Source organism: Pseudoalteromonas sp. SIMBA_162 (genome assembly GCF_046535955.1).
In the GTDB taxonomy this organism is placed as follows: domain Bacteria; phylum Pseudomonadota; class Gammaproteobacteria; order Enterobacterales; family Alteromonadaceae; genus Pseudoalteromonas; species Pseudoalteromonas marina.
Window position 1 is genome coordinate 28,422 of the sequence record NZ_JAWJBQ010000025.1, and the last position, 18,245, is coordinate 46,666.

15 protein-coding genes are annotated in these 18,245 nt (G+C 39.0%); 6 read left to right on the top strand and 9 right to left on the bottom strand.

Annotation, left to right across the window (positions count from 1 at the left end; all coding sequences use genetic code 11):
- The first annotated feature begins 165 nt into the window (after positions 1-165).
- The 6 genes from R0J88_RS16045 to R0J88_RS16070 all read left to right on the top strand — a co-directional run bounded on the left by R0J88_RS16045 (position 166) and on the right by R0J88_RS16070 (position 6,726).
- Complete coding sequence (locus R0J88_RS16045; RefSeq protein ID WP_410900427.1) at positions 166-1,116, top strand: SDR family oxidoreductase; 951 nt, start codon at positions 166-168, stop codon at positions 1,114-1,116.
- Between the two features lie 60 nt (positions 1,117-1,176).
- Positions 1,177-1,851 carry a fibrobacter succinogenes major paralogous domain-containing protein gene (locus tag R0J88_RS16050; RefSeq protein ID WP_410900428.1) on the top strand — a complete coding sequence of 225 codons (675 nt, stop codon included), beginning with the start codon at positions 1,177-1,179 and terminating at the stop codon, positions 1,849-1,851.
- 11 nt (positions 1,852-1,862) lie between these two features.
- Entirely contained in the window at positions 1,863-2,600 is a 738-nt protein-coding gene (locus R0J88_RS16055; RefSeq protein ID WP_410900429.1) for an alpha/beta fold hydrolase, read from the top strand.
- Positions 2,601-2,991: 391 nt separating this feature from the next.
- Positions 2,992-3,492 (top strand): RNA polymerase sigma factor, encoded by a 501-nt coding sequence (locus R0J88_RS16060; RefSeq protein WP_410900430.1) that lies wholly within the window; start codon positions 2,992-2,994, stop codon positions 3,490-3,492.
- A gap of 1 nt (position 3,493) precedes the next feature.
- The gene (locus R0J88_RS16065; protein WP_410900431.1) at positions 3,494-4,153 is read left to right on the top strand and encodes a hypothetical protein; all 660 of its coding nucleotides are present in this window, start codon (positions 3,494-3,496) and stop codon (positions 4,151-4,153) included.
- Positions 4,154-4,299: 146 nt separating this feature from the next.
- Positions 4,300-6,726: a PAS domain S-box protein gene (locus R0J88_RS16070; RefSeq protein ID WP_410900432.1), complete on the top strand. Its 2,427-nt coding sequence runs from the start codon at positions 4,300-4,302 to the stop codon at positions 6,724-6,726.
- Positions 6,727-7,010: 284 nt separating this feature from the next.
- Here R0J88_RS16070 and R0J88_RS16075 read toward each other — a convergent pair whose 3' ends face one another.
- The 9 genes from R0J88_RS16075 to R0J88_RS16115 form a co-directional block, all read right to left on the bottom strand.
- A complete protein-coding gene (locus R0J88_RS16075; protein ID WP_008131420.1) occupies positions 7,011-8,921 on the bottom strand; it encodes an aminotransferase class V-fold PLP-dependent enzyme in 1,911 nt (636 codons plus the stop codon).
- Between the two features lie 205 nt (positions 8,922-9,126).
- Positions 9,127-9,759 (bottom strand): endonuclease III, encoded by a 633-nt coding sequence (gene nth, locus R0J88_RS16080; RefSeq protein ID WP_410900433.1) that lies wholly within the window; start codon positions 9,757-9,759, stop codon positions 9,127-9,129.
- 41 nt (positions 9,760-9,800) lie between these two features.
- Entirely contained in the window at positions 9,801-10,499 is a 699-nt protein-coding gene (locus R0J88_RS16085) for an electron transport complex subunit E (protein ID WP_008131414.1), read from the bottom strand.
- Positions 10,496-11,137 carry an electron transport complex subunit RsxG gene (rsxG, locus tag R0J88_RS16090; RefSeq protein ID WP_410900434.1) on the bottom strand — a complete coding sequence of 214 codons (642 nt, stop codon included), beginning with the start codon at positions 11,135-11,137 and terminating at the stop codon, positions 10,496-10,498. The genes R0J88_RS16085 and rsxG overlap by 4 nt, the downstream gene beginning before the upstream one ends.
- On the bottom strand, positions 11,134-12,192 hold the full coding sequence (gene rsxD, locus R0J88_RS16095) for an electron transport complex subunit RsxD (RefSeq protein WP_410900435.1): 1,059 nt from the start codon (positions 12,190-12,192) through the stop codon (positions 11,134-11,136). The genes rsxG and rsxD overlap by 4 nt, the downstream gene beginning before the upstream one ends.
- A complete protein-coding gene (rsxC, locus tag R0J88_RS16100) occupies positions 12,189-14,657 on the bottom strand; it encodes an electron transport complex subunit RsxC (protein WP_410900436.1) in 2,469 nt (822 codons plus the stop codon). Before rsxC ends, rsxD begins: the two co-directional genes overlap by 4 nt.
- A gap of 8 nt (positions 14,658-14,665) precedes the next feature.
- The gene (rsxB, locus tag R0J88_RS16105; RefSeq protein WP_006794774.1) at positions 14,666-15,220 is read right to left on the bottom strand and encodes an electron transport complex subunit RsxB; all 555 of its coding nucleotides are present in this window, start codon (positions 15,218-15,220) and stop codon (positions 14,666-14,668) included.
- Between the two features lies 1 nt (position 15,221).
- On the bottom strand, positions 15,222-15,803 hold the full coding sequence (rsxA, locus tag R0J88_RS16110) for an electron transport complex subunit RsxA (RefSeq protein ID WP_008134172.1): 582 nt from the start codon (positions 15,801-15,803) through the stop codon (positions 15,222-15,224).
- A 271-nt stretch (positions 15,804-16,074) separates the two neighbouring features.
- Positions 16,075-18,018, bottom strand: coding sequence for an EAL domain-containing protein (locus tag R0J88_RS16115; RefSeq protein ID WP_276754996.1), 1,944 nt, complete (start codon positions 18,016-18,018; stop codon positions 16,075-16,077).
- Between the last annotated feature and the right edge of the window lie 227 nt (positions 18,019-18,245).

An 18,245-nucleotide genomic window follows, 5' to 3' on the forward strand; every position in this document is an offset into this window, starting at 1 on the left:
ATAATCACTCATTAAACAGGTGGTAAAATTAGCATTAGAGTTTGTGTAACTCAACAAAGTGATACAAATAGGCATGTTTTAAGGATTATTACGCCTTTTAGCATGTGTGGCTGAGATTATAATGTCTGCATATTAAAATTAACATTATTCATCTTGGACAACATTATGACGCAAAAAAATCAATTTGGGCCTAACGGCTGGACACCTGAAAACTTAAGCGCTTTGCATGGTAAAACTTATCTAATTACGGGAGCAAATACAGGTGCGGGCTTTCAAGCAACTCGCATATTACTCTCTAAGGGAGCCAATGTTGTTATGCTAAATCGTAATCCAAATAAATCTGTGCTGGCAATTACAAAGCTCAAGGATGAATTTGGCAGTGGCGCAAACGTCAGCTTTATAACATTGGATTTAGCCGATTTGACATCAGTACGCACTGCTTGCACAGAAATTTTGATAAAAGTACCTCAAATTAACGCACTAATTTGTAATGGTGCAATAGCGCAAGTTGAGCAGCAACAATTTACAGCAGATGGTTTTGAAAGCCAGTTAGGGGTTAACCATTATGGCCACTTTTTATTATGTGGTTTGTTGTTTGAGCGAATTAACACATCGAAGGGACGTATTGTTGTGGTGTCGAGTGAAGGGCACAAAATGGGGCTTAAAACAATTCAGTTTGAAGACATGAACTGGGATAAAAATTACAACGCAAATAAAGTGTATAGCCAAAGTAAATTGGCGCAAATGATGTTTGCTTACGAGCTACAAAATAAAGTTAAAGCGGCCGATAAAAATGTGGAAGTATATGTTTGTCATCCTGGGGCATCAAACACATCATTAATTAGGGAAACAGCAAGTTTTGCTACTAGGTTATCGTGGTCATTTATGGTCAAACTGGGTATTGCTCAATCAGCTGAAAAAGGCGCTTATCCAGAAGTAATGTGCGCAGCTCAAAGTAACCTAAAGCAGCATGCCTACTACGGACCAACCGGATTTTTAAACTTTGGCGGCCCTGTAGGCGAATGTAAGCTCGAATCATTTGTGTTAGATAAAAAGGTTTTAACAAAATTATGGACGCTTTCGGAACAACAAACAGCATTTAAATGGCAACTGTAGAAAGCAATATTTACTAGACGAGCACCTATGAAACATTTCATTTATATATTGGGAATATTTATGTCGGCCTCAACAGCGTTAGCGAATGAACTTATTAGCGAACAAAACACTTCACAACCAACAATAAATAGCGCGTTGGTTCAGGATCATGAAGGTAATATTTATCGAACAGTTACGATTGGTAAACAAATATGGTTAGCTGAAAACCTTCGTGTGACTAAGTTTCAAGATGGCTCAAAGGTTAATACTGGCTTTATACCTAATGATGATAAAAGTAATTTAGCTATTTATGGTAGGCTTTACGATTGGTATGACGTAACAGATACGCGAAACCTTTGCCCAGAAGGATGGCGAGTCGCCTCTGATGAAGACTACAAAGCTTTAGAGATAGCTATAGGAATAGATAAAACAGACGTGGATAAACTTGGGTGGCGTGGACAAGACGACGTGGCAATTACGTTAAAAGTAAAGCAACCCGACACTATTTTTAAGCGTTTTAATCAATTGCAAGTAAATAAATACGGCTTTTCTGCTATGCCTGCGGGGGTCAAATTAGGAAATTGGTATATCACTCAGGGTATGTATACCGAGTTTTGGACAAGCACCAATGCAACTAATTCTGAGGCTTATGCAAGAACACTTGCTTATTCGTGGTGGAACTCTCACAAGGGCGAAATTCGCCGTGCGAAGCTTAATAAAGAGTATATGTTTTCAGTTCGATGCGTAAAAATTTAGGTGATTAGATAATGCTATTAAAAATTACATTCGTGTTGTTTATTACACTTTTTACAGCAACAGGTTGCGTAAATACGAACCAAGCTTCGTCGGGCGATGATATTGATAAAGATCTTATTGTGCTGGCACATGGATTAGGAAGAAGCGATTGGGCCATGTGGAAATTAGCTCAAAGGCTAGAGCAAGCAGGGTATAAAGTATGCAGTTTAGATTACGCAACAATTGGCGAAAGTGTTGAGGCAGTATTGAAAGACACAACAAAACAAATTGATGCCTGTATTATCAATTCTTCAAAAGTGCACTTTGTAGGGCATTCTTTAGGTGGGTTAGTAATTAGAGCATATTTACAAAACGCTAATCACACACTAAAAAATGTGGCTATAGGAAATAGCGTTTTAATAGGCACGCCAAATAAAGGGAGTGAACTGGCTGATCATTTTAAAAACTCTTGGTTAATTACTTTAGGAGGCGGCATTAGCAAATCATTAGTTACAGGTGTGAATAGCCTTGGTTATAATTTGGGAGAGTTAACTGTAAAGTTTGGCGTAATAGCAGGTACAAAGTCGTCTAGCTTAACTAACGATAAATTTAATGGTGTTAATGATGGGCTTGTATCGGTTGAGTCCACAAAATTAGCGAACATGCATGATTTTATTACTATTAATGTAAGCCACTCTGAAATGCGCTACAACGAAAATGTTGCTTATCAAACTATACATTTTTTACAAAAAGGTTATTTTAAGCACTAATTTTATGCATGATTAGCTAGCTACTATCAAAAAATACTTCAGTTTATTTAACCTTAACAGAGAGGTTAAAAGCCACCGTTTAAATATTAAACCCACTTAATAAAGCCTCTTCAGCAATATTTACCATCGACTAAAAATAGAGAGTTAACAACGCGTTTAACGCTTGAATTGAAAAATTTTATTTGAACTTGTGATTTTTTCGCAGTTGCTGCGAATAACTAGGTAATAAACTAAGCAGATATTACTTTAGGCTCGATATGTTTTAAATAGTATTTAAAGCAAATCGAAGGCATACCCGTAAATAGGGCTAGAGTGCTTTATGCTATTAAATAAACAAACTTTAAAGTCTTAATATTATGAAATTAAGAAAAAGTGATGGATTAACCAGTAAATGACCACAACTAAAAAAACACAATTTGCTCAAGCAATGGAGCAACATAAAGGCATTATTTATAAAATTGTGAATTCATACTGTCAAAACAAAGATGACCGACAAGACTTAGCCCAAGAAATATTAACAACGATGTGGCTAGCTTATGATAATTACAACAATGCTTATAAGTTTTCAACGTGGATGTACCGAATTTCGCTAAATGTAGCTATATCTTATTACCGAAGAGACAGTCTGCGAGAAGATAAAGCAAATGAAGAGTGCATAGTGAAGATTGCTGACTTATCGCAAGAAGATGAGAGCAACGAGGTGGTAAAGCAGTTATATGAGTTTATTGGTCAACTCGATAAATTAAATAAGGCGATTATGCTCCTTTATTTAGAGAGTGAATCTTACGAAAGCATAGCCAATAGCTTAGGGATCAGTAAAACCAATGTTGCTACGCGAATTAGTCGAATTAAACACACATTAAAACTTCAATTTGAAACACGGGATTCTTAAAATGAATTTAGATAACTTTAAAAGCGCTTGGCAACAACAAAGCACTGATACACATAGTGCTATTGAAATTAATCAAGCAAAGCTTGCTGAAATAAAAATAAATAAACAAGTAAAAGCACTTAATAAAATGAAATGGGCACGAATAATTGAAAGCTGTGTGTTTCTTATTATTATTGTACTGTTGTGGAAGTATATTGCTGCAGGCTTTACTTTTTCAGCGCCAATCATTTCAGCCTTTATTCTCAATCTGTTTGCCATCATTGGGCTTGCAGGAAATATTGGCCAAATTATTTTAATTTCAAACATTGACTATTCAAAACCAGTTAACCAACTACAAAAAGATTTTTACCGTGTTTGTTCTCATAAATTAGAATTGACCAAGTTGCTACTTATGTCAGTTCCCTTTTATCTTGCTTATGTTTTTATTGGGTTTGATCTACTTTTTGGAATTGATTTATATCAGTATTTAGAGCTGCACATGATTTGGTTTTACTCTTTGTCGTCAGTACTGCTTTTTATAGCTACAGCATGGGTATTTGCTAAATTAAATTATAAGAACATTTCTGAGAAATGGGTTAATGCGAGTGTTCAATTTATTGTTGGTAAACGTTTGGTCACTATGGCTGAGTTTTTAAATAGCTCTGAGTTAATAGAAAGTTAGTTATCAAATGCTGTGTTTGTGTAGAAAATAGTTAATGTTTTGTTTGCATAAACTCTTTAGATAATTGATTTTTTCTGCAATTAAGCTGCCAAATTTTTACATCGCTTCTATACTATGTAAAACGCGTAGTTAATGAGTTAGAAGTAGTGCCTGCCAGTAAAAATAATCTTGAGCAAGAAAACACAAAACTAAAGCGAGCGATTGCTGAGCTTACTTATGAACGAGATAAGTACAAAAAAATCTTTGACGCTTCGGCCGACGCGTATTCAGTTATCGATTTAAGCTCAGGTAAGTTTATAGAATGCAACCAAGCAGCTATTGATATGCACGGTGTTAATAGCATGGGCAACTTTTTAAACCTTAGTCCTGCTGACTTGTCACCCGAGTTACAACCTTGTGGTAATCGTTCAGATGTTTTAGCTAAAGCGCATATAAATTGCGCCATAGAACAGGGCTTTCATAGTTTTAAATGGATACATTCGCGTTTAGATGGCACAACGTTTAACTGTTTAGTTAGCTTGACTGGATTATTCATAGAGGGCAGTCAATTAATATTGGCGGTTGGTCGAGACATATCCGATATAGAAATAGCCCAAAAACAAATCAGTACCGAAGCTTCAGAAAAGCAGCGATTTAAACAAGCGTTTTTGGGAGAAAAAGAAAAGTTTGAAAAGTTTATTGATTTGGCACCCGTTGGTATTGCAATTAATTCAATATCTGGAGGCAACTTTGAGTTTGTGAATGAGGAGTTTGGCAGAATCACAGGCTATAGCGTTGATGAGTTAAATCAAATGGACTATTGGCAGCTCACCCCTGAAAAGTACGAAAAACAAGAATATGAACAGCTAGAATTACTTGCTAAATATGGCCAGTATGGGCCGTATCAAAAAGAATACATACATAAAAATGGGCATGTATATCCCGTATTATCATCGGGTATAAAAATTACAGATAGCAAAGGTGAAACATTTATTTGGTCTGTCGTTCAAGATATAGCTCATCAAAAGCAGAGTGAGCAACAAATTAAAACGGCGAAAGAAAAAGTGGATTCCTTTGCTTTACGAATGCAATTAGCCAATGACTCTGCGGGTATTGGTGTTTGGGAGTTAGATTTAAAAACAGAAAAATTAGTATGGGATTCTTGGATGTATAAATTATACGGCATCTCAGAGTTAGAGTTTTCCTGCACATACCAAGCATGGCTAGATAGAGTTCATGTTGATGACGCTGAACATAATGAGCGTATGTTGGATGAAGCAATCAACGGGGTAGGCATTTACGACCCAGAATTTCGCGTTGTACACCCTGATGGAAATATCCGGACAATTAAAGCAAGTGCAGAGGTATTGAGAGATTCAGATGATGTTGCCATAAAAGTAGTTGGTGTAAATTACGATGTAACCGAAAAAGTAGACGCAATACGAAAATTGTTTGATGCAAAGTTAGCTGCTGAAAATGCTGCACAATCAAAAAGTGACTTTTTGGCTAATATGAGTCATGAAATTCGCACTCCTATGAATGCAATTCTAGGTGGTTTGCAACTGTTAAAAAATATTAATTTACCTGAAGAGTTAAGGGCAGTACTTAAAAATGCCTCTTATTCGGGACAGAGCCTTTTAACTATTATTAACGATATTTTAGATTACTCTAAGATAGAGTCCAACCAACTACAGTTAGAAAAAGCATCATTCTCATTAACTGAGATATTAAATTCTATAGCCTATGACTTAGACTCCTTAGTTAGTGAAAAACGTATCGGCTTTACCGTAAATAAAGATGAAAGTTATAACGAATATTGGATAGGTGATTTAGTTAGAGTTAAGCAAATAATATTAAATTTAAGCTCTAATGCGGTTAAATTTACAGATAAGGGAAGTGTTAAAATAAACGCGAGCAGTAAAATTTATGAAGGAAAGGAGGCTATATACCTAGAGGTTGTAGACTCAGGAATAGGGATGAGCAAGGAAGTTACTGAGCACATTTTTGAGCGGTTTACTCAAGCAGACTCATCTACAACCAGGAAATATGGTGGAACAGGACTTGGCATGTCTATCACTATTAGTTTAGTTAAAATGATGGGTGGCGAAATTGATATCCAAAGTAAGCAAGGGCTTGGTACAACTGTCACGATTAAATTACCATTACCTAAAGCAAATAACATAGCAGATAAAGCCCCTAAAAAATCGTTTAAAGCGCCTAATTTACAGGGGAAAAAAATTCTTGTTGCCGAAGATAACAGTATTAATCAAGTGTTGATTAAAGCCATGATGGCTAAAACAAATGCCGATATTACAATTGTAGAAAATGGTCAATTAGCATTTGAAGCTGTTGGTTCAGAACGTTTTGACTTAGTACTTATGGATATTCATATGCCGGTTATGGATGGGATTGAGGCTAATCAACAGATAAAAACAATACTGCCAAATTTGCCTATTATTGCGTTAACAGCCAATGTAATGGATAAAGACGTAAAACATTACTACCAGCAAGGTTTCATCTTTCATGTACCTAAACCAATCGATATCAACGAGTTATATGGCACACTCAGGCGTTGTTTGTATTTAATCGGTTAATTAATGTTGGCTATATAAAATAAGGCCTGTCCAATAGAAAAGTATTTGGTTTTGAAAATAACATCAGCAGGGTTTAAAAACTGCTGACAAATTTCTCGTAGAATATTGTATGTAATACTAATCCGCAATAATACTTAATCATTTTTCGAGGCTAAACATGTCGCTACCTGCGTTACAAAATGTTCATTTAGATCAACTAAATAGTGATATTTTTGCCTAGCTATCAACACGTTTTTCCAGCCTCAAAATAGCTCACTTAATTAAGTGAATGGGTAAAATACTGGTTATTTTTCTATTTTACCTTTTAGAACATAAATTTCACCATCAAAGCTACCTTGAATAGTTAACCCTTGACCGGCAAGCTCTTTTAAGTATTCGATATGTTCTTCAGTGATGTGTTGCCCTGGAACTAATAACGGTATACCTGGAGGATAGGGGGTAACTAAACCAGCACAAATACGATTATTGCTTTTAGCAATAGGCACCGACTCGCGTTCGCCATAAAAAGCATCGCCTGGAATACACGCTAAATCGATGGCTGGTAAGCTTTCTGGCAAGCGAGAGCGCCTTGTTGATTTGGCTAGTTTTACTCTCCCACTATCAAGTTTTTTTAATGCATTGTATAAACGAATAATCTTTGAACGAGTACCACCAAGCGTTAATAATACCAAAATTGTACTGTGAGTGTATTTTTCTATTTCTAGGCCAATTTCATCTAATAAAAACTTATGAATGTCTTTTAATGAGTAGGGTAATTCACTAATATCGATAAGGATTTTTAGTGGATCGTGACCCATATTATCTTCACTAAAGTGTGGAAATATTTCCATAAAATCGTCTTTACCCAGCACTTTAATGTATTTCAACGATGCCATTTGTTGTTTAAATTCGTCGACATGGTTTAACAAGGCATTAAGTAATTTATAGCCTTCCATTTCCAATTGTTTTTGGCATACGTCAAGCGAGGCAATAAGCTGATACTTGGGCGATGTACTGGCGTAAATACTGTAAATTTCTCTAAAAAAATCTGCATCGAAGTCTGGATCATTCACATGAATATAAGACGCCTGTGAAAACGCCGATACCACTTTATGTGCTGAATGAGTGACATAATCGGCTCCAGCATGAATGGCTGAGTAGTAACGCAGGCTCGGGTGAAACAAAGAGTAAGCAAACCAGGCTTCGTCAATGAATACTTTAATGCCGTGTTGATGGGCAAAATCCACAACTTGTTTTAAATCGCTTAATAAACCATCGTAAGTACAACCGGTAAGCACCAGTAGTTTTGCATCGGTATTTTGCTCTATTGTTTGTTTTATATCGGCTAACGAAGGTGGCGCAAAAATACCATATTTAGGGTTTAATATACTCGATAAATAAATGGGTAAACTGGCTGATTGCAAAATGCCATAATGAACAGATTTATGACAATTACGGTCAATAATGACCTTATCCCCCTTACGTAACAGGGTTTGTAAAATAATTTTATTTGAAGTAGAAGACCCGTTAGTAACAAAGTAGGTATGCTTTACCTCAAACGTTGCAGCTGCAGATTCTTGAGCACGCCCAATGGTATTGGTGCTATCAGATAAAGAGCCTAACGAATCGACAGATACCGACAGATCGCCAACAAACACATTGCGGCCATAAAACTGATAGAAGTCTTTAATATAAGGCGAGTTTCTAAAGCTAGAGCCACCACTATGGCCCGGTGTGTGCCATGAATCGTTCGACTCGCCAACATAACGGCGATACGCAGTCCAAAACGGGGTTTCTGAACGGTCGTCAAAGTCGTTGATCATATAGCCTAAAATAGCTTCGGGGTCAGAAATAACCTCGTCTTTAAAGAAAAACGATTCAATTTCTTCTGACTCGTTGACTATTTCCAGTCCTTTAGTATCATCGCCAATTACATAAACTGGAAGCTCTAATCGAATGGCTTTTAACTGCTCAATAAAGCGGCTATACGTTCTCTCGCCAACCTTGTTTTGTAAATCCCAACTAAGTACAACAGCCTGAATATCACCATCTTCTTCAACACTTGTTATCGCATCTTTAAGCGTAAAACGCTCAAGAATATCGATATGGATATCGTCTCGCTCAAAATTTGGTATCGCTTTAGAGAGATTTGTAGACAACTCTTTCAAAGTGGCTTGGTCTTGCTCAATTAATAATATACGCAGTAAAGGCAACATAGGGGTTTTCGTAATAAAATCTTATAATACTCAGTAGCATAACCAATGCATTAGCACTTGTGAAATTAATACTTTGTAAATGTGCATTAATTATATTTTATGCACGTCCATGTTTAATGTTTCATTCTCAATAAAAGTTCACGCAAGCGAATGTCCTACAACTGTTTTAAAGTAAAAAGTTGATCACTATGCGTAAACTTATCTTTTACTCTGTTTTATCTTTAAACTCACACAAGTCTTCAATAATACAGCTGCCGCATTTAGGTTTGCGAGCAGTGCACACGTAGCGGCCATGCAGAATCAGCCAGTGGTGGACATCAACTTTGAACTCTTTTGGCACTACTTTTTCGAGCTTTTTTTCCACTTCAACAACGTTTTTACCCATAGCGAACTTGGTGCGGTTCGATACACGATCGATGTGTGTGTCGACAGCGATTGTCGGCCAGCCGAAGGCGGTGTTGAGTACTACATTGGCTGTTTTTCGACCTACGCCGGGTAGGGCTTCTAGGGCTTCGCGGTTTTCAGGTACGATGCTGTTATGTTTATCTACCAATATTTGGCACATTTTATAAACGTTGGCAGCTTTAGAATTAAATAAGCCTATGGTTTTTATATAATCACGGAGTTTATCATGGCCTATATCTAAAATAGCCTGTGGTGTATTTGCAACAGGGAATAGTTTTCTGGTTGCTTTATTAACACCAACATCAGTGGCTTGCGCTGACAGTGTAACAGCAACAAGTAACTCGAACGGGCTTGAATATTCAAGCTCCGTTTCTGGGTTTGGGTTGTTATCGCGCAAGCGTGTAAGTATTTGGTAGCGTTTTTCTTTATTCATATAACTTAAACGTACTTACTTAAAAAGCAGTACGTTTCCCCTTAAGTTAAACTGGTAACACGTGCACGAGGGCCTTTTTCGGCTTCTGGCGGTGCAATTTGTTTTGATTTTATTTGTGCATCAATCACATTTTTAGCGGCTATAAGTAACCCAAGCCCTAAAAATGCGCCAGGTGGTAAAATAGCAAGCAAGAACTGATTGTCAAAGCTAAACACTTCAATGCGTAAACTTTGTGCCCACGGACCCAGTAATAAATCGGCGCTGTCAAATAACGTACCTTGGCCAATGAGTTCTCGCATTGCACCCAGTACAACGAGTACAAGCATAAATCCAAGTCCCATCATTAATCCGTCAAAGGCAGATAAATGAATTGGATTTTTTGAGGCGTACGCTTCGGCGCGGCCTATAATGGCGCAGTTAGTTACAATTAGTGGAATAAATATGCCCAGCGATTGATAAAGTCCAAATGTGTAGGCGTTCATTAGTAATTGAACAATGGTTACAAACCCAGCAATGATCATTACAAAAACGGGAATACGTATATCTTTTGGTACCCAGTTTCGTACAATAGATACGCTTACATTTGATCCAATTAATACCAAAAGTGTTGCAAGGCCCAAGCCCAGTGCGTTTGTAACAGTCGATGTCACAGCAAGCAACGGACAAAGCCCTAAAAGTTGAACAAGAGCAGGGTTGTTTACCCACATCCCCTCTTTGTACAGTGTTTTTAATTCACTCATTGGCTTACCTCTTCACACTGGCTATTTGGGGCTGTAAAAATAGTATCAAACTCATTTTGCGCAAATAATACGGCGTTTTTAACTGAATTTACAACTGCACGAGGCGTAATTGTTGCCCCAGTGAACTGATCAAATTGGCCGCCATCCTTTTTCACAGCCCAGCGGTTATCGTCTTCACTGTGCACCGTTAAGCCTTTGAATGTGGTGATCCATGATGACTTTTTAATTTCTATTTTGTCGCCTAACCCTGGTGTTTCTTCGTGTTTAGTGGTTCGCACTCCCGCTACAGTTCCATCGCGTAATATGGCGGTTAAAAGCTTTATATCGCCACTGTAACCGTTTGGTGTTACGTGCCTAACAACAAGGGCGACTGGTTGGTTATTTTTTCGTGCACGGTAAATTACTTGCGAATTATATGGTCCTAGTCGTTCATCTTTAATAACGATACAGTCTTTCGACAAGTCATTGTCGTAGGTATTAGGGTCAAGTACTTCGTGCAATTGTGATGTTAAGTATAGTTGCTCTTGCTCTGCAATTTTATCCGCCGTTAATGCATCAATAGTTGCCACTAGCCCAGTAGTTACAAGGGCAAACGCAGTTAAAATAGCGCCGTTTTTTGCCATAGATGAAACAATCATTTTACTGCTCCATGGCCATAAGTACGTGGCTGTGTGTAGTAGTCAATAAGTGGTACTGCAATATTTAGCAATAGTACTGCAAAGGCAACCGCATCAGGAAAACCACCAAAAGTACGAATTAAATAAACAAATAACCCAATTAGTGCGCCGTAAATCAAGCGACCTTTATTTGTGGTTGAGGCCGAGACTGGGTCGGTTGCAATAAAAAATGCGCCCATCATAGTTGCGCCACTTAGCAAGTGGAATACAGTACCCGGCTCTGTGCCCGGTGCCGCTATGTAACCAATAGCACTGCATAATGCTAAGCTACAAATAAAACTGACAGGAATATGCCAGTTAATTACTTTTTCTTTTAGTAAATACACCCCGCCAGCTAAAAAACCAAGGTTAACCCACATCCAACCTTGGCCTGCCCATTCGTTAAAAATAGGCTTTTGCATGCTTTCGCTCACTGTTAAACCATGAGCTACATCTGTTTTGATAGTGTCTAGTGGCGTTGCCATTGTAGTGCCATCAACACCAGCACGTACTTGATCTAAGCTATAACCAGTAGAGGTAAAGTCCGTAAAAATAAGCCGTAATTGTTCTGTAAAGCCAATAGGGTTACTTGCTAGATCTGTAACAGGTAACCACGCAGTCATTTGCACAGGGAACGATACCAGTAGCAAAACATAAGCTGCCATAGCGGGGTTAAATAGGTTAAAACCTAAGCCACCATAAAGCTGCTTTACAATCACTATGGAAAATAAACAACCAATAATAACAATCCACCACGGTGCAAATGGTGGAATACTCAAGGCAAGTAACACCGCGGTTAACCATGCGCTGCCGTCACTTAATGCAGGCCAAACAGGGCGCTTACGTATTAGCATTACTGCTGCTTCAAAAGCTGTGACAGCCACAAAAGCAAGGACGAGTTGAATAAGTACACCTGTACCAAAAAAGAAAACTTGAGCAATGAGTCCAGGTATACACGCAGCAATAACGGTTAGCATTAATCGTGTTAGCGATTTATGGCTATGATTATGCGGCGCACTGGCCATGGTTAATTTCATGACTGATCATTTCCTTCTTTTTGTAACTTTTTGGCTTTGGCGCGAGCAATAGCGGCGGCCACTGCAGCTTTTTTCTTTTCGGCGGCGGTTTGTTCTGGGGTAGCTTCACTTGGCGTTTCAGGCTCAGTTATCGCCACTTGATCAGTATCTTCATCGCTTTGTGTTTGCTGCGCCTCTTTTGCCGCTTTTTTAGCTTTAGCACGGGCAATAGCAGCCGTTACAGCCGCTTTTTTGTTCTCTGCTACAGAGTCTGTTTGTGGCTTTTGAGGTTTAACATTATCGGTTTGCGGCTCGTCAACACTTGGCTCAGTCGATTGCTCAGTGTGTTGTGCCTCTTTTGCTGCTTTTTTTGCTTTAGCGCGGGCAATTGCGGCAGCTACAGCCGCCTTTTTGTTATCTGCTGGAGAGTCTGTTTGTGACTCTTCAGATTTAACATTACTGGTTGATTTGTCGTTGAGACTTGGCTCATCTGGTTGCTCAGCAGCTTTAGCTGCTTTTTTAGCTTTAGCACGAGCAATCGCGGCGGCTACAGCCGCTTTTTTATCATCAGTAGGCGATGCTGTATCGGCATCATCTGTATTAGCTTGAGCAGCTTGCGCTGCCTTTTTAGCTTTAGCACGAGCAATTGCAGCGGCCACGGCTGATTTTTTATCATCAGCTGGTGCCGTATTGGCATCATCAGGATTAGTTTGAGCACCTTGTGCTTGCGCTGCCTTTTTAGCTTTAGCGCGAGCAATTGCGGCAGCGACTGCGGATTTTTTGTCGTCAGGGGTTGTAGCGTCTTCAGAAAGCTCTTTTTGCTCTTTATATTTGCGAGCTTGCTCTTTGCGCAGTGCTCGCTCTTTAGCGACTTCACTATTATCTGGCTCAATCTCTGTATTTTGGCCTTCAAGTTTTTTGGCTTTTGCGCGAGCTATTGCAGCAGCAACGGCTGACTTTTCATTGCCATCGTTCGATTTGTTTTTAACACGGGCAAGGGCATCCGCTACTTTTTGCTTTTCATCATCAGATTTAGCTGGTGCCTTGCGCTTATGACGGTTTTTACGTTCTTCTTGCTCACGCTCTAAACGTTCTTTGCGCGCATCAAAGCGTTCTTTTGCTCTATCTGCTTTTATTTTTTCAGCTTGTTGTTCTTTTATTTCAACTTTAGCCACTCGGTAATATTGCACAAGTGGGATTTCGCTTGGGCACACATACGCACAGGCACCACATTCAATACAATCAAACAGGTTATGTTCTTGGAGTTTGTCGTACTCTTTAGATTTTGCAAACCACTGTAATTGTTGCGGTAGTAACGAAGCCGGGCACGCGTCTGCACACGCACTACAGCGTATACAGGCTTTTTCTGGTCCTGGCTCTGCAAGCTCTTTATGATCAGGGGCTAAAATACAGTTAGTTGTTTTAATTATACCAATCCGTACGGTGGGCAATGTAAAGCCCATCATTGGGCCACCCATTACAACACGTTGTTGTGGTACTGGCGAAAACCCTTGGCAGTCGAGCAGGTGTTTGATTTCTGTACCTAATAAAGCCCATACATTACCTGGTTTGTGTATAGTGTTACCCGTTACTGTAACCACTCGCTCTATAAGAGGTTTCCCTTCGTAAACAGCTTGTTGTACAGCATAAAGGGTACCTGTATTGTGCATGAGTACACCAATATCAGCAGGAATTCCCATGCTGGGTACTTCACGATTAGTCAGCAGTTTTATTAGTTGTTTTTCGCCACCTGAGGGATAAACTGTTGGCACGGTTTGAACAATAATTTTGTTGTTATGTTCAGCCGCTTTAGTCATTGCAGCAATAGCTTCTGGCTTATTGTCTTCTATGCCCACAATACAAATTGTTGGGTCTAAAAGTTGCTGCATTAATTCGATGCCTTGGATAATTTCAGCAGCGTGCTCACGCATTAGTGTGTCGTCAGCGGTTATATAGGGTTCACATTCCACAGCATTGACAATAAAGAAGTCTATTTTTTGCTTTGTATCGGCCTTGATATAAGTTGGAAAACCAGCGCCACCCATGCCACTGATACCCGCTTGATGAACTATATCAACTAACTGCGTATGGCTTAGTGTTTTTGGCTCACTTATTGGGTTAAGTGTGCACCACTCGTCTCTTCCATCAGGCTCAATAACAACACTTAGCTCTGGCAGTGCAGACGGGTGAGCCGAGGGCTTTGGCGCTATTTCTGTAATAACACCCGAACTAGGAGCATGTACTGGTACAGACCAGTTAGCAACGGGTTTAGTTAAAGCTTGACCTTTAAGTACGCGTTGGCCTTTTTCTACAAGTAATTTACCATTAGCGCCAATGTGTTGTTTTAGCGCAACTACAAGTTTGTCAGGTAGTGGAAGGCGAGCAATATTTGCACCGTTAGAAAGTGATTTTTGCTGTGGAGGATGCACGCCGCCAGGAAATTGCCAAACAGTACCTTTTTGTATTTGTTCAAGTAACTTTTCCACTCAAACCTCTAATCTATTTGTGTAACAGGAATAGCATCTAACTGCCATTTCCAGTTTTGTTTTGTTTCAGCAACCGGTAGCATATCAATACAATCTACAGGGCAGGGCTCAACGCATAAATCACAACCTGTGCATTCGTCTATTAAAACAGTATGCATTTGGCGAGTAGCACCTACAATGGCATCTACAGGGCAGGCTTGAATACATTTGGTACAGCCAATACATTCGTCTTCGCGTATGTATGCAACGGTTTTAATTGGCTCGGCTTGCTCTCCACCGGCAAGGGGTTTCTCATCAACGCCCATCAGGCCAGCAAGCTTTTTCATGGTGGCTTCACCACCAGGCGGGCACTTATTAATTTCATCCCCATTGGCAATTGCTTCTGCATAGGGGCGACACCCTGGGTAACCACATTGACCACATTGCGTTTGCGGTAAAATGGTATCGATTTGTTCAACAATGGGGTTACTTTCTACGCGAAAGCGTATTGCAGCAAAGCCTAAAATTAACCCAAAAACCAGCGCGAGTGAGCCAAGCGCAATTAAGGCATAAAACAAGGTCATATTAAAATTTCACTAATCCGGTAAAACCCATAAACGCCATAGACATAAGGCCGGCGGTTATCATAGCAATAGAGGCACCTTTAAAAGGTGTTGGAACATCAGCAGCAGCAAGGCGTTCGCGCAGCGCTGCAAATAGTACGAGCACTAATGAAAAGCCAACCGCAGCACCAAAACCATACACTGCTGATTGTAAAAACGAGTGGTCTTCTTTTATATTAAGTAAAGCAACACCTAGTACTGCACAGTTTGTAGTGATAAGTGGTAAAAATATACCCAATAAACGGTAGAGTGTAGGGCTTGTTTTACGTACCACCATTTCTGTAAATTGCACTACAACGGCAATAACTAAAATAAAGCTCATGGTGCGTAAAAATTCTATATCCAAAGGGATTAAAATATACTGATTAACCAAGTAACTAGTTACTGAAGCAAGCGTAAGTACAAAGGTGGTAGCTAAAGACATGCCGATTGCTGTATCAAGTTTTCCTGATACACCCATAAACGGACATAAGCCTAAAAATTGTACTAACACAAAGTTATTAACTAGAACGGTTCCAATCAATAACAATACATATTCAGTCATGCGAGCCTCGCGCTTTTAAAGTCCCGTGTATTATCCTTTTTTCTGCTCTGATTAACAACATGTGCAGTGATTATCATTTAAATAAACATTATTAAATTAACTAACAGTATTAATGATGTAATAGACCTATGAGTTAGACATACTTTTTTCTTTAACATGATGACTTTAATCATACTAATTTGAGGGGGGGCAGTGATCACCGTAGCGCTAAATAAAGGGGAAGGGCACAAACAAAAAAAGAGCAACGAGTGCTCTTTTTTAAAATAGGGGGTTAAATATCTTTCGGCTTTTCGATGTAGTAGCCTTGAACGCCATCTAAGCACAAGGTTTCTATTATGTGTTTTTCTTCTTGGCTCTCTACACCTTCGGCAAATACACTCACGCCAATTCTGTGTGCTAGGTCTACCATTAGACGCATAAAGTATTGATTATTTTTATCGTCTTCTAAACCGCGAGTGTAACTGGCATCCATTTTTATAAAATCGGGTTTTAAATCACGGAAAAACTTGAATGATGTTAAACCGACACCAAATCGCTCAACGGTAATACGTGCACCTACTCGGTGAATCATATCAATAAAGCGTTTACTGGCTTTAATATTTTGTTGTAAACCAAACTCACTTACTTCGAAAACGAGTTTAGATGCGATATGGGTATCTTTTAATAGGCGACGCTCTAGCCAAATTACAAACTGATCGTTATGTGCACTTGAGGCCGTTACATTTAAGCCAAAGAATTTCTCGGATAAATTACGGCTTTTCACTTTTTCAAGCGATGAGTCAATAATAAGGCGGTCAATTTCTATTGCCATATCGAGTTTTTCAGCCATGGCTAAAAACGATGCAGTAGGGAGCATTTGGTTATCTTCGGTTTTAAACCTAACCTGTATCTCGGCGTATGCCTTAATGCTTTTACCCAAAGGCATAATATTTTGCATTACTAAATGCACGCGTTTTGATTCAATAACTTCGTTTATTACTTTACGCCAGTTTTGGTTACCAAAGCCTGCGCTTACATTATTAACTAAATCGGTTTCGCGTTGTACGTGCCATGCATTAGTTTGCTTAGACTGAGCCATACTCATCGCGTTATCTACCACCGAAAGCAGCTCGCCTAATGGTTTACCTTTTTCGTAACCCACAATGCCGGTATTAGCCACAGAGCTTAATTCTTGGTTTTGTTGATATTGAGTGAAGCGGGACTGTAAGTTTTCACCAAAACGCTCAGCTTCTTTAAGCGGTGTATGCGGTAAAATAACAGCAAAGTCAGAGCTGTTTAGTCTAAACAATTGGCTGCCAGTATAAGTGCCGCTCAAGTGTTTAATTATATCAGCAACACCCCTTACGTACTCGTCACCTTTTTGGTAGCCACGGCTTTGATTAATTGCTTGTAACTCACTACAGCGCACCATAGCTAACGAGCCAAACGTACTTTGCTCGCAGTTCTCGATATGCTTTTCATAATACTCAACAAACATATTTCGGTTACCTAAAGAAGTGATAACGTCTTTATAGGCTTCTTGTTTAATGCTCATTGCTGCATTTTGTATATCTTGACTTTTAGACTTTAAAAAGTGCGATAACCGGTTAAAGCTTGGAACTAAATCTTTCCCCAGCTTTTTGAGACTAGAACCATCGAGTGCAGTTTGTAGATCGTCATCAACTTGGTTTTGGTTAATATAAATATCAATGATGTCAGATACTGTAGTGCTGATATTTTTGTTCAGCTGGTAAAAAATTGACTTAAGTAAGATGATAGGAATGATCACCAACACCGCAGATATAAGTATTACTATGAAGAGGGCCGTTTGTAGCTGCGAAGCTAGTTGTTGAATGTTGAGCGTAAATTCTACTTTTACATCTGCTGCATCGTTGACAGCAAATTGGGGGCGTATAGAGTTAAATTGAGACTGAATAAACTCGGCGAATGCTGGCAACTCTTCAGACGAATTAACACTGAAAACTTCCGCGCCTTGATAATCTCTAAGCGTGAAGTTTGAAAAGGTATTGCCGTTTGCAATTGATTTTTTTAAATTTTCTGCAGAAATATCGTCTATAGACAGCTCATTTATATACTTACTAACGGTTACTTGAGCACTTTTTTGTGCTTCGCTCACCGCGTTATCAAAGCCCACTGAAATGAAGTAGCTTCCTGCTGCAACACACAATAACCAAGATATTATTTGTATTAAAATAAGTTTTTTAAATCCAGCCATTTTTTCAATCTTTTTGATATTACAGAGGAAAGGAATCAAGTCCTTGATTATTTAACTAAATGCAACATTTATTAGTTTTTTTTCAATGTTTTAGTTCTAGAGTAGAAGGGTAGTGGAAATAGTAGTAAATGTCTATGGAATTGTTGAGAATTGGCTCCCCCTCCCCGACTCGAACGGGGGACCTGCGGATTAACAGTCCGTCGCTCTAACCAACTGAGCTAAGGGGG